Raw genomic sequence first — 12,219 nt, 5'->3', positions numbered from 1 at the left:
CCCGGAAAACTCGGGGGAGCGGACGGACGTCAGCAGCCTGAATGCCGCTCCACGTCTCAGCAGCTTCCCAGCAGGCCGCACAGCAGGCCGCCGGACGGTGTCGGGCCCGGTGAGGGGCTGGGTGACGATGACGGGCTGGCGGTCGGACTTGGGGAGGGTGTCGCTGTCGCCGTTGCGGATGGTGACGGCGTTGCTGTCGGGGTAGGCGTGGGTGTTGGGCCGGGCGTCGCCTGTGCCGGTGCGGTGGCCGAGTAGAGGACGTCGACGAAGTAGTTCGTGGAGTTCCACGAGTTCGTGGGTGCAACACCGCCGGAACCGTACAGGTAGCGGCCGTTGTTGGGCCCGGCGGCGGTGAACACGCCGCTGACCCAGGTTTGGGCGAAGAACGCAGGCGTGTAAGCGTAGCGGCCGTTGGGCGCCAGATAGGACACGACGTACGTTTCCCCCGGAGCTACGGCTACCGGGGAGGACAGCATCGCGGTTTGCCAACCGTTCGCTGTTTCATTCGTGAAGGTCACTTGGGCCAGCCGTGTTCCCGCGGCGTTCCACAAGGAGCCCACATGGGTTCCGGTGTTTCCGGATCCCTTGTAGAACCGGATGCCGGTGACAGTGCCGGCTTCGGAGACCGTGAACGCCGTTCCCAGTTCAACCGATGACGCGTCATCGGAGGTTGCTGTCTGGGGTTGGAGTTCCCCGAAGATGGAGGTTTGCGCGGCATCAGGGTCGGCAGTGGTGAATTGCCAGGTGGTGGTCGGCAGCGTCTGGCCCTGGTGGGATTCGATGTTGCTGACGTTCACGGAGATGGTTGTGTTGCCCGGCAAAGGAGCTCCCGGGGTGAAGGTCAGGGTGCGGCCGTCGGTGGACAGGGCAGCGCTGCCGGTAACGGGTGCCTCGTTCGCCGCCAGCGCGAACGAGGCACCTGGCTTAATGGCGGCTGAGAGCGTCAGCGTGGGTTTGACATCAACAGGGACTCCCGTGGCGTCCGGCGCAGGGGACCGGTCGGTTATCGTCAGCGGGGGCACCGCGGCCATGAAGACCAGGTCCACCAGATAGCTCGCCGTGGAGGCCGTGCCGGGGAAGTCTGCGCTGTAGCTGAACGCACCGGAATCCGGGGCCGTGCGCAGCGGTCCGCTGGCGAAGCCGTCCCCGAAACCTGCCGGAGTGTAGGAGTAGGTTCCGGCGGGAGATTTGTACGCCACGACGTACTCGGTGTTGGCTGTGATCTCGACCGGCTGGCTGAACGTCGCTGTCTGCCAGCCGGAGCTGGATTCGTTGGTGAAGGTGACGGTGGCCAGAAGCTGCCCGCCGGCTGTGTACAGGGAGCCGGTGTGTGTTCCGGTGTTGCCGGCGGCCTTGTAGAACCGTACGCCGGTGACTTGGCCGGCGGTGTCGCTGGCGAACCGGACGCCCAGGGTCAGCGGCACGCCGTCGTTGACCTCCGCGACGGTGGGCGTAACGGAGTCCTGGTAGAGCGTGCAGGGGCACGTCCCGGGTGTCCTTGGGGCCGGGACAGTGGCAAACGTCCAGGAGGCGTTGCTCAGTGGTTGCCGGGACACGGCGGTTGCTGTGACGGTGGCCGTGTACGACGTCCCGGACACCAGCGGCGCGGCCGGGCTGAACGTGACCTTCCGTGTCTGGGGGTCGTAGCTGGTGGATCCGGGAACGGTTGTTCCGTCGGCGGCCTTTACCGTCAGGTTCACGCTGGATGCCTCGGCCGGTTCGGACAGTACGGTACTGACTTGGCTGTCCAGCGGAACGCTGGACGCGCCGGGGAGCGGGGAGTGGCCTGTCGGGGTGAATGCCGGTGGTGGGACCATCACCATGACATCCACCAGGTAGCTTGCTGTTGATCGTGCTCCGGGGAAATCGCCGCTGTAGGTGTAGGCGCCCGCATCCGGGCCGGCCCGCAACGGACCAACGCTCATGCCTGAACCGAATCCATTGGCCGTGGCGGAATAGGTGCCGGTCAGTGACTTGTAGGAGACGATGTAGTCCGTGTTCGCTGCCATCTGGACCGGTTGGCTGAACATTGCCGTCTGCCACCCCGAGGCGCTTTCATTGGTGAACGCCACCGTGGCAAGTTGCTGCCCGGCCGCCGTGTAGAGGGTGCCGTTGTGGGCGCCGGTGTTTCCTGCCGATTTGTAGAAGCGCATGCCTACTACTTCACCGGCGGAAACGCTGGAGAACCGCACGCCCAACGTCAACGGAACGCCGTCCTGAATCTCAGCGATGCCCGGCGTGACGGAGTCGTCAAAGAGGCTGCACGGGCAAGATCCCGGAACCGGCACTGTTGCCCCGGTCGTGAACGACCAGGTCCCGCCTGCCGTCACCGGACCACCGAGGGTGTCGGTTCCCGAAAGCGTTGCGGTGTACAGGGTGCTGAACGCCAGTGCGTTCGTCGGGGTGAAGGTTGCCCGCCGGGTGGCGGGATCGTACGCCGTCGTGCCGGTGACAGGGCCGTCGGGGGACTGCAGGGCCAGCTGGATGCTGGAAGCGGTGACGGGTTTGGAGAACACGGCACTGACCTTGGTGTCCACCGAAACGCTGGACGAGGACGGGAACGGTGTGTGCCCGGAGACCGTCATGGGGCTGCTGTCCACCGTGCTGAACAGGGCATCGGCGAAGTAGTTGCCGCCGTTATAACTTGATGTCGGGAATCCGGAGGAGGTGGCATAGACACCGGCCGGCTCGGCCCCGAAACCCCCGGCCACCTTCAAGGGGGCGTCCGTGGCGCCAAAGCTCGCCCACTGGAAATTCTGGATCGAGTACCGGCCGTTCGGAGCCCAGTAGGACACCGTGTACTTCTGGCCCGCCGCGACGGGCACTGCCTGGGCGAACAGCACGGACTGCCACCCGGAGGGGGTCTCGTTCGTGAACGTCGCCGTGGCCAGACGCTCCCCGGTCGAGCTCCACAAGGACCCAGTGTGGGCACCGGTGTTGGCCGCGCTCTTGTAGAAGCGGACACCGGTAATGAAACCGTCCACCGAAGGGGTGAAGCGCATCCCCATCTCGTACGCGCCGCCGTCGCCCGAGTCCGCGACAGCGGGAACGGTTTGGCCGAAGACACTGTAGGGGCCGCTGAGGGCCAGGTTCCTGGTGGCAGCCGCGCCGATGTTGGCGCTGTCGTCAATGGCCCGTGCCTGGATGGTTGCCGTAGCCAAACCTTTCTGGATGTACGTATACCTCCAGTTCTGCTTGCCTTGGGCGGGGTGCCAGGTGGCGCCGCCGTCGGTGGAGACCTCGACGCCGGCCACAACACCGCCGGTGTCAGCCGCGGTTCCGGTGACGGTGACGCTGGTCCCGTGCGGCACGGCCGCCCCGTCGGCCGGTGCAGTGATCGCTGCGGTGGGCGCGGTCCGGTCCGTGCTCGGGACGGCGGCAACCAGGCCGGCGGCCCGGGTGGCAGGTTGGGCGCCCATGTCGGCCAGGAGGTTGACCTGGGCCTGTCGCATCCTCGGGTCGGCGGGTGCGCCGTCGCCGTCGTGCACCTCGTCCAGGCCCCAGGTCCACTGGACGCTGCCGGCGGAGAACACGAGCGCGCCGCTGGCGGCACGGTAAAGGGTCACATGATGGGTTGTGGTGCCGGGCAGGACGGTGTTGCCGAAGTCCTGAAGATACTGGGGCACCTCCCCGACGGTGGTGGACAACCGGACCAAACCCGGTGGGCGGAACCCGTTGTCGAGGTCCTCGTCGGACTCATACCCCACGGTGTGGGGCGCCAGCGCCGCCGAGGAACCGGCCGGCAGCGAGGCCAGGGACGTGTTCCGCCACAGCCTGGTCTTGCCTTCCTCCGAATCGACGGTGACCGGCAAATCGGAGTAGTTGGACATATAGATGGTCCCGGTCAGCCCGTTTTCGGGCAGCCCGCCGCCGTTGGCCTGGGCCGCGAAGCGTGGGTCACGCCAGGTGCCGGTCCATTCGGGGCTGGGGTCGATCTTTTCGTTGGCCCAGGTTTCCTTGTAGGAGGTCAGCGTCCGGCCTGCAGCACCGTCCACGGGGGAAGGTTCGAAGCGGGTGCGCCAGTACCCCTCATTACCGGAGAGGAACTGCAGGTTCACCCCGGCATCACGGGCGGCGGTGATGTTCGCCCGTTGCGGGCCCGACCAGTATTCGTCATGGCCGACCGAGAGGAAGACCTTGTGGTTGAGCAGCTGGGCCCCGCTCCGGTCGGTGTCGAGGCCGCTGATGTAGCTGACGTCATAGCCGTTCTGTTCCAGGAACCGCACCATCGGATATTCGTTGGCGAAGAAGAAATCCCGGCCGTCCGGACCGCCCCGGGTTGCCACCGGCCGGTTGTAGCTGACCTTGTAGGCGCGGCCGTTCGCCCCCTGATAGAAGTCCGAGCCCCCGTAGGAGTTGTACGCCTGCCAGGACGGGTCCGAGGTCTGGAAAACAACGTCCGAGCGGCTGCCGTCGGCGCGCACAATAAAGGTGATGTGGCTTTGCCCGCCCGTGTCCGGCCTGGTCAGGAGAGCGAGGTAAACACCGGAGACAGCCGTGGCCGGCACCTGCCACGTCGCCGAGACCGCCCACGTGCCGCAGTCATAGAGTCCGGTGCTGAGGTCATTCAGGCACTGGGGCTGGTTTTGGCGCAGGGCCGACGGGGTCACATCGGCAATCTTGCGTGCACCGTCGCCGCCGTACCAGCCGGTGCGGTAGATCGCGATGGTGTAGCTGGGCGCGGGGGTGTCGATCTTGAAACGGATGGGCTGCCCGGCGTTGACGCTGATCTCGGTGGAGAACCCCTGGATGCTGTCATCGCCCGGGCCGGAAATGTCCCACTCCGAGGCCGGGCTGCCGGGCTTGGAGTTCTCGCACACCACCGGGTTCACCACAGGATCACACGGACCCGCCGCAGAGGCCGCCGGAACCGTGACCGGAAGCAGAGCGGCAACCAGCAAAAGTACCAAGGGCACGATCAAACGCTTCAGGACTGGCTGCGGGGTGGCTGAAGGACCGGACATGGGGACTCCTGGAGTGGACACGCCTGTTGCGAGATGAGGCCGCGCTGTCCACGCGGTCCCTGCTTGCCGCTCCCCAGCCAGGGTCAAACCAAGATCTTCAGTTATGAACACTCAGGTACTGTGCTTGGCTCGTCGTTCCGGAAGAACTGGACCGGATCCAACCTCAACCACGAATATCAGGCCAAAGCCGGATCACCGGAGCGAATCCGCCAAGTAACCCTTGGGACGCAGTTTAGAGGTCCGCCCTGCCGCCTCACAAGGCCCTCAGCCAACAAACCCAAGGACCGAGGCTTCCACCCGGCCGGCGTTCTGCCCACCCGGAGCGAACCATCCGCAAAGCCTTTCATACGCGTTCCTCCGGTTTTAGCCACCGTCTGCGGGGACCCGGGGATCACCAAACGCGAAACGTATGAAAGTATGCTCATATATTGTTCCTGCTCTTTCAGGGCAGGCTGACCCTGGTGATGCTGGGCTGAACCGCAGCACCCGTTCTTCTAGGAGCCACGTAGCCCGATGATTTCAAAAACTGACGCGAGCCTGTCCTCGGCACCGGCGGACGCCGTTAAGATGCCGCTTGGCGCCCGTCGACTCGTGCTCATTGGAGGGCTCTGCATTCCCGTTGGCCTGGTGGCCGGCCCGTACCTCTTCGGACTGCAGTTGCTGGCGGTCGCGGGCGTCGTGGCTGTCGCCATCGCCCTGTCCTACCGTCGGGGACCGGTATGGTTTTCCCGCTGGTCCTGGCTGCCAGCGGCCGCCGGTGCTCTCTGGGTGATCGCCACAATCGGGTACTGGCTGAGCATCATGGCCGCCGTGGACGGTTCGTCGGCACCATCCAACCTTCCGACGGTGCTGTTCTATGCCGGTATGGGCGCCCTGGCAGTCATGGTTGTGGCTACCATCGCGGGCTGGATATCACGGGTCCTGACGGATCGCCGAGCAGCGGCCGCCGCTGCACAGTAGTGCCCGGTGCCCCGGCCCCCGGGCACTACTGTTACCCGGAGCCGGGGAATTGGATGGTTCAGTCGCTCGGCTAGGCTCCGGAGGCCTTGTCCCGGCGCTTGCGGGCGATGAAGAACGCGGCGGCGGCAACAGCGAGGATGGCGGCGGCAATGCCCACGGCCATGGGAGCGTTGTCGTCGTTGGGTTTAATCTGATCCGGTGCCGTTTGGGCTGCCGGCGCCGGGGTGCTGGTGGCCGTTTCCGCGGCCGGGGTTGGCGTCGCTGACGGTGACCCGGCAATGGCTTGGGCGGGATCCTGGACGGTGAAGGAGTAGTTGCCTTCGATAGGGTGTCCGTCGGAGGAAACCGTGCGCCAGAGGACCTTATAGACGCCGTTGATCCCGCCGGTGATGGCGGCGGAAATGGTCGGACCCTCCACAGTGACCTTGCCGTCACTGAGGGTCTTGCCCGTCTCGTCGGTGACGGTGATAACGCTCAGGTTCAGCTGCTCTGTGTCCAGGGGAGGCTCCGAGAGCGTCAGGGACACGCTGCCGGGGGCGGCTGTGACCGTGGTGTCCTTCGCCGGCACGGTTGATTCCAGGGCGTCGTGGGCCAGCGCCGGAGTTGCGGCGAAGGCCGGGAGCAGGAAGGCCGTGGCGATGGCCAGCCGGAGGCGGAAGCGTCGGGGAGTACGGGGTTTCATGGGATTCTGCAATTCTGCTTGAAGCGGGAGAGGACCGGGGCCGCGCCGGGCCGCCCTGAACCACATGGTCAGTACGTGCCGGCGGACGCGCACAGCGGAGGTCCCCGCACGGGCGGCCGGAGCAGCGCCTTCCTCCGCGGAGAAAGGGCCGGCGCTGCCGCGACCGGAACCTCACGACAGGTTTGGATTGCAGATGGTTCAAGCGTGTCCACCAAGGGCCGCAGCCAGGCCGCCAACGCCCACAGCGCCGACTCACCCCGTGCCATGACAAGAGCGGTAACGAGAACCGCTGCCGCATGCATTGCGAGCATTCCGAGGCTGACATCCGCGCTGAGGTGGTCATGCGGGCTCCCGGCCGCAACGCTTCCGGTGCCGCCCGGCAACACACCGTGGTGGGCGCCGGTGGGCGCGGGCGCACCGGGACCGGACAAAGCCGAGAAGGCCAGGTGCAGTACAGTCTGGCCAACGCCGAGATATGCGGCCAGCATGGGGGCGGTCATTTTCCTGCCCGCCAGCATCACCGCAGACAGCGTGACAACAGCTGTCAGGGCGGTCATGACAGGGAAGGCCGGGAGTTCACCGTCGGCAAACACATGCGCTGCGGCAGCAAAGGTCAGGACCGTCACCGCAACGGCAGCGGCCCTGGGGAGGCGGAACGGTGCGCGCGCAAATGTCATCGCGCACCACTCCTTTCCTAGGAAGAACTATCGTTCTACGTTACGTAGAAGACGGGCGGCAGGGCAACGGCTACCCCGCGCCGGCTGGTCCGCTATTTTGCGGCGTCTGCGAGCAGCTGCCGGAATTGTTCCTTGGTCTCCAAGGTCAGCATTTCCCCGTTGAGGAAGAACGTCGGCGTGCCCTTGACGCCCAGGGCGGTGCCGTCGGCGATGTCCTTTTTGATCCGTTCCTTGGTCTTGTCATCGGCCACGGCGGCGTCGTAGGCGGTCAGGTCCAGTCCGAGCTCCTGGGCGAAGGTGCGGAACAGGGGCGCCTGGGACTCGGTTTTCTCGCCCCATTGCGGCTGGGTCTCGAACATTTTGGCGTACATTTGCTCGTATTTGCCCTGCTGGGCGGCGGCTTCCACGGCAAGGGCCGCGGTGGCTGAGTTACGGTGCGCCGGCAACGGGAAGTAGCGGTTGACGAAGGTGATCCGGTCACCGAATTCCTTTTTCAGTTCCTCGACCACCGGCTGCGCGGCAAGGCACGCCTCGCATTCGAAGTCCAGGAACTCCACCAGCTGGGCTTTCTCGGTGGCCGGGGAGGTGACGCGGTGGCTGTCCTCGCGGACCAGTTGGGCTTCCGCGGCCGCGGCCGGTGCCTGGGCGGCCGGTGCGGGTTTGTTCAGAGTGAACACGGTGTACCAGATCACCCCGACGGCGACGAGGACGGCCAGCAGGACCCAGATGAAGACCCGGGCTTTCTTGGCGGTGTCCATGGGCGGGGGAGGGGTTTTGGTTTGTGTCATCAGTGGTGGATGCTTTCCTGGTCGCGGTGGGCGGCGGGTTCGATCTGGAAGGTGGAGTGTTCGACGCTGATGTCGAAGTGCTGGGCTACGCAGTCCTGCAGGTCCGCCAGGATGCTGGCGGCATGCCCGTCGGTCATGCAGTTGTCCTCGACAGTGACATGGGCGGAGAGGACCGGGGTTCCGGAGGCCACAAGGGAGGCATGGAGGTCGTGAACGTCGATGACGTGGGGCAGGGCCAGGATGTGCTCGCGTACCTTGGCCAGGTCCAAACCCTTGGGGGTGGATTCCATGAGCACGTTCACGGTGTCGCGGAGCAGTTTGAGTGTGCGGGGGATGATCAGGACGCCGATCAGCAAGGACACCAGGGCGTCGGCCTGGAGCCAGCCGGTGAGGGCAATGATGATGGCTGCTGCGATGACGGCGACGGACCCGAGGGCGTCGTTGAGGACCTCGAGAAAGGCTGCCTTCATGTTGAAGTTGTGGTTCCGGCCGGAGGCGAGGATGAGCAGGCCGACCGCGTTGCCGGCCAGGCCGATGATGCCGAACCAGAGCATGGTGGATTCGCCGATTTCCGGGGGCTCGAAGAGCCGGCGGATGCCTTCGACGATGACGAAGCCGCCGACCGCGAGCAGCAGTGCCGCTTGCCCGGCGGCGGCGATGATTTCGGCGCGTTTGTAACCCCAGGTGCGCTTCAGGGTGGCAGGTTTCAAGGCCAGCGACGCGGCGATGAGCGCAATCAGCAGCCCGGCCGAGTCGGTGAACATGTGTCCGGCATCGGCCAGCAGCGCCAGGCTGCCGGTCAGCGCGGAACCGATGATCTCGGCAATCATCACCGTGAAGGTGATGGCAAAGACGGCGATGAGTTTGCCGCGCCGGGAGGTTGCCTCGGCGGCGTGGTCGTGCTCGTGGCCGCTCATGAGTGGACCTCCAGGATGTCGGCGGCAGCGGGGGCGCGTGTGGTGTCCTGGTCGTGTTTGGGTTCGGCGCATCCGCAGATGGTGTCCACGGTCAGGATGGTGCCCAGCAGGTCATCCAGGGCGTGGGCCAGTTTGGCGTCGGCGAGTTCGTACCGGACCCGGCGTCCGGCCGGTTCGGCGGCGACCAGGCCGCAGTCGCGCAGGCAGGCCAGATGGTTGGAGAGAATCTGGCGGCTGACCCCGATGCTTTCGGCCAGATCCGACGGGAACGCCGGACCGTCCTTGAGCTGCAGCAGGATCGCGGCCCTGGTCGGGTCTGCGAGGGCTTTGCCGAACCGGGCCAGCACGTCAATCGTGGATAGTATGCGCATACCCGCAATAATACAGAAATATCTGGATTCATAGAATGCTGAATTCAGGGTTGTTGCTGGGCCCGGTTTAGCGCTGACCGTCATGGCCCCGGGTCCTGGTGTCGCGTTCTTCCAGTTGGGCGAGCATGGCGTTGTAGGCATTCAGGTCGGCGTCGTTGGTGCGGGCGGCTGCCCTGTCGCTGCGGCGCGTTTCGCGGGCATCCGACCGTGACCACATGACGGCCACGCCAATGGCGATCAGCAGGGTCGGGACCTCTCCGATGCCCCAGGTGATGGCGCCGGCCATTTGCTGGTCCTCCAAGGGCGGGGCGCCCCATTCGCGGCCCAGTTCAGTGAACCACTCGGGTTGGATCAGGGTGGTCGATCCCATCAACGTGACGCCGAAGAAGGCATGGAAGGCCATGGTGGCCAACAGCAACAACAGCCGGAGCGGGTAGGGAGCCCGGCGCGGAACGGGATCGGTGCCGATCATCGACAGGACGAACAGGTAGCCGGTGATCACGAAGTGGACGGTCATGAGTTCGTGCCCGACGTGCTCTTTGAGGGCGAAACCGAAGGCGTCGGAGTAGTAGAACAGGACGATGGAGCCGGCGAAATTGGCGGCCACGAACAATGGATGGGTCACGATGGCCGCGAGGCGGGAATGTATCAGCATCATGACCCATTCCCGCGGCCCCCGGGACCCGTCGTTGCGGGGTTTCAAGGTCCGCAGCGCCAGGGTGACCGGCGCGCCCAGGACGAGGAATACCGGGACGACCATGGTCAGGGCCATGTGGTCGAGCATGTGGGCGCTGAACAGGATCCGCCCGTAGACCGAGGGTCCGCCCGAGGTGAAGAACACCAGCGCGGCCAGTCCGACGAGCCAGGCAACACTGCGGATCCATGGCCAGGAGTCCCCGCGGCGGCGCAGGCGCTGCGCTGCGCGCAGGTATAGGTACGCGGCGAAAACGGCGAAGGCGATCCAGAGCCAGTCCGGGCGCCAGATGGTGAACCAGCGTTCGGGGGTCAGTTCCGGCGGCAGAAGGTAGCCGGTGAGGATCTCGGCGGGCGTCAGGGCCGGCCGGATGTCTTCGCCGGCCGGTGGCGGGGTGCGGCTCAGTGCGGCGGCGAGGCCGCTGACGGCGCCCATGATCAGCAGCTCCACGACGATGAAGCGCCACAGCAGCCGGGTGGCTTGCCCGGTCCGGTTTTTTACGCTCAGCGCCGGAATGAGCCGTTTCCGATGCAGGTACCCGATCGCTCCCAAGGCGATGGCGGCCGTTGTTTTCGCCAGGAGCAGGACACCGTAGGGGGAGGCAAGACCGGCCGGGAGTTCGATGCGGATGGTGGCATTGATGATTCCCGAGGCCACGACGAGGACAAAGGCGAAACCGGCCAGGGTGGAGAACCGCTGCAGGACCGCCGCGGTGTCTTTGCCGAAAGCGGTCCCGCCCACGGCCAGCGCGATCAGGCCGCCCAGCCACAGACATACACCGACCAGGTGCAGACCGAGGGAGTTGATGGCCTGTTCGTGGTCGTTGCCGCCGGCCGCGTGGCCGATCAACACCACCGGCAGCAGGCCGCCCAAAGCCAGCAGGGCCGCGGCGGCCAGGCCCGCGCCGGACCGGACGCCGAAGGTCAGGGTGGCCACGACCGCGGAGATGATGACCACCCACAGCCAAGCCGCACCGTTGGGAAGCTCAGTAATGTAGGAGACGATCTGGGCGGCGAACTCGCGGCTGCCGGAGACCGGAACCCCTGCAATATCGGCGAAACTGAACACCAGCACCGCCCCGGCCGAGAGAGTCCACACCAGGCTCGCCACCGAGGCCAGCACCATGATCCGGCTGAACGCCGGATGCTCATCAGCGGCCGCGATCTCCGCCGCCGAAAGGTCCGCCGTGCGGGACGCGGATCCGCGGCCCTTGCGGCCCCGCAGCACCGGCGGCACGATGAAGGCCGCGAAGACCAGGGCGCCGATGGTGGCCGCCGCTGCCACGTTCTGCACGGTCTGGGCCACGCCGTAGCCCCAGCGGACCAAGGCGCCAGGATCGCGGGTTTCAGCCGGCAGGGTCCCCCTGCCGTAGGCCGTCGCCACCAGGACCACGATCACGGCAATCACGCCGGCCGCGGCCAGCCACCGCAATTTCGGCGAGGTAGCCGGGCTGCCGCCGGCGGCGGGGGCTTTCAAAGCCACAATGGTTCCCTAACACTGGTCCCGTACCTGCCTCCCCAATGGCCCGGGAGTCAGGCGGCACCGGTGCGTTCCGGCGCCATTCAAGATTATCTGTAGAGTTGTTCAGACGTTAATCGGTGGCTGCCTGGATACCGCCAGGATCCCCGAGTCCGGGCCCGTGTGACACGGCCCGGACACGCCAGAAGGCAAATGCGACGCATTAGCAGGTAGAGGTAGTCTTGATGAATGACGGGAACAGCACAGGCAGCGCCGATGCCCAGCCAACCGGGCAGCGACTGCGCCGTCCGGCTGATCGATGCCGAGAAGGTCGAGGCCGTCAGGTCCCGGATGCCGGCGGATACGGACGTGACGGATCTGGCCGTAATTTTCGGGCTGCTCTCGGACCCCGGACGGGTGAGGATCCTCATCGCCCTGCTCGAAGGGGAGATGTGCGTGTGCGACCTGGCCGCCACCACCGGTCTGAGCGAATCCGGCGTTTCCCATGCGCTGCGGCTGCTGCGCGGCCCGCGTGTGGTGCAGGTCCGTCGGGCCGGCCGGATGGCTTACTACTCGCTGGCCGACTCGCACGTGCGCATGCTGCTCGATCTTGGCCTCACGCACGTCGGACATGCCGGCCAGGACCGGCTGAAAATGGTCAGCAACAGCTAACACCCGCCCCCGCCCCGCCCGCACCCGGCCCTGCGG

Annotated in this window: 9 protein-coding genes; 2 read left to right on the top strand and 7 right to left on the bottom strand. The window is 66.2% G+C overall.

The genetic code is table 11. The features are described 5' to 3' along the window. Positions 1 to 56: 56 nt before the first annotated feature. Positions 57 to 4,964: a DUF4082 domain-containing protein gene (locus AC1RJY_RS21450; RefSeq protein WP_498603394.1), complete on the bottom strand. Its 4,908-nt coding sequence runs from the start codon at positions 4,962 to 4,964 to the stop codon at positions 57 to 59. A 513-nt stretch (positions 4,965 to 5,477) separates the two neighbouring features. Here AC1RJY_RS21450 and AC1RJY_RS21445 point away from each other — a divergent pair. Further along, positions 5,478 to 5,924 (top strand): hypothetical protein, encoded by a 447-nt coding sequence (locus AC1RJY_RS21445; RefSeq protein ID WP_498603393.1) that lies wholly within the window; start codon positions 5,478 to 5,480, stop codon positions 5,922 to 5,924. Positions 5,925 to 5,994: 70 nt separating this feature from the next. Here AC1RJY_RS21445 and AC1RJY_RS21440 read toward each other — a convergent pair whose 3' ends face one another. The 6 genes from AC1RJY_RS21440 to AC1RJY_RS21415 all read right to left on the bottom strand — a co-directional run bounded on the left by AC1RJY_RS21440 (position 5,995) and on the right by AC1RJY_RS21415 (position 11,535). After that, positions 5,995 to 6,606 carry a copper resistance CopC family protein gene (locus tag AC1RJY_RS21440; protein ID WP_498603392.1) on the bottom strand — a complete coding sequence of 204 codons (612 nt, stop codon included), beginning with the start codon at positions 6,604 to 6,606 and terminating at the stop codon, positions 5,995 to 5,997. 68 nt (positions 6,607 to 6,674) lie between these two features. Beyond that, positions 6,675 to 7,283: a hypothetical protein gene (locus AC1RJY_RS21435; RefSeq protein WP_498603390.1), complete on the bottom strand. Its 609-nt coding sequence runs from the start codon at positions 7,281 to 7,283 to the stop codon at positions 6,675 to 6,677. 92 nt (positions 7,284 to 7,375) lie between these two features. After that, the gene (locus tag AC1RJY_RS21430) at positions 7,376 to 8,071 is read right to left on the bottom strand and encodes a DsbA family protein (RefSeq protein WP_498603389.1); all 696 of its coding nucleotides are present in this window, start codon (positions 8,069 to 8,071) and stop codon (positions 7,376 to 7,378) included. Continuing rightward, entirely contained in the window at positions 8,071 to 8,988 is a 918-nt protein-coding gene (locus AC1RJY_RS21425; RefSeq protein WP_498603388.1) for a cation diffusion facilitator family transporter, read from the bottom strand. The genes AC1RJY_RS21430 and AC1RJY_RS21425 overlap by 1 nt, the downstream gene beginning before the upstream one ends. Beyond that, positions 8,985 to 9,359 (bottom strand): ArsR/SmtB family transcription factor, encoded by a 375-nt coding sequence (locus tag AC1RJY_RS21420; RefSeq protein ID WP_498603387.1) that lies wholly within the window; start codon positions 9,357 to 9,359, stop codon positions 8,985 to 8,987. Before AC1RJY_RS21420 ends, AC1RJY_RS21425 begins: the two co-directional genes overlap by 4 nt. 67 nt (positions 9,360 to 9,426) lie before the next feature. Continuing rightward, positions 9,427 to 11,535: a bifunctional copper resistance protein CopD/cytochrome c oxidase assembly protein gene (locus AC1RJY_RS21415; RefSeq protein ID WP_498603385.1), complete on the bottom strand. Its 2,109-nt coding sequence runs from the start codon at positions 11,533 to 11,535 to the stop codon at positions 9,427 to 9,429. Between the two features lie 225 nt (positions 11,536 to 11,760). On the opposite strand from AC1RJY_RS21415, the gene AC1RJY_RS21410 reads away from it, so the two are divergent. Beyond that, entirely contained in the window at positions 11,761 to 12,183 is a 423-nt protein-coding gene (locus AC1RJY_RS21410) for an ArsR/SmtB family transcription factor (protein ID WP_284705365.1), read from the top strand. Positions 12,184 to 12,219 lie beyond the last annotated feature (36 nt).

The organism is Arthrobacter sp. GW822-FHT05G07 (assembly GCF_058799755.1).
This window is presented reverse-complemented; position numbering and strand designations above follow the sequence as displayed.

What these genes read in the sequence shown, in the direction of transcription:
- AC1RJY_RS21450 (WP_498603394.1), bottom strand. Translation starts at nt 4,964, where the DNA reads ATGTCCGGTCCTTCAGCCACCCCGCAGCCAGTCCTGAAGCGTTTGATC.
- AC1RJY_RS21440 (WP_498603392.1), bottom strand. Translation starts at nt 6,606, where the DNA reads ATGAAACCCCGTACTCCCCGACGCTTCCGCCTCCGGCTGGCCATCGCC.
- AC1RJY_RS21435 (WP_498603390.1), bottom strand. Translation starts at nt 7,283, where the DNA reads ATGACATTTGCGCGCGCACCGTTCCGCCTCCCCAGGGCCGCTGCCGTT.
- AC1RJY_RS21445 (WP_498603393.1), top strand. Translation starts at nt 5,478, where the DNA reads ATGATTTCAAAAACTGACGCGAGCCTGTCCTCGGCACCGGCGGACGCC.
- AC1RJY_RS21425 (WP_498603388.1), bottom strand. Translation starts at nt 8,988, where the DNA reads ATGAGCGGCCACGAGCACGACCACGCCGCCGAGGCAACCTCCCGGCGC.
- AC1RJY_RS21410 (WP_284705365.1), top strand. Translation starts at nt 11,761, where the DNA reads ATGACGGGAACAGCACAGGCAGCGCCGATGCCCAGCCAACCGGGCAGC.
- AC1RJY_RS21420 (WP_498603387.1), bottom strand. Translation starts at nt 9,359, where the DNA reads ATGCGCATACTATCCACGATTGACGTGCTGGCCCGGTTCGGCAAAGCC.
- AC1RJY_RS21430 (WP_498603389.1), bottom strand. Translation starts at nt 8,071, where the DNA reads ATGACACAAACCAAAACCCCTCCCCCGCCCATGGACACCGCCAAGAAA.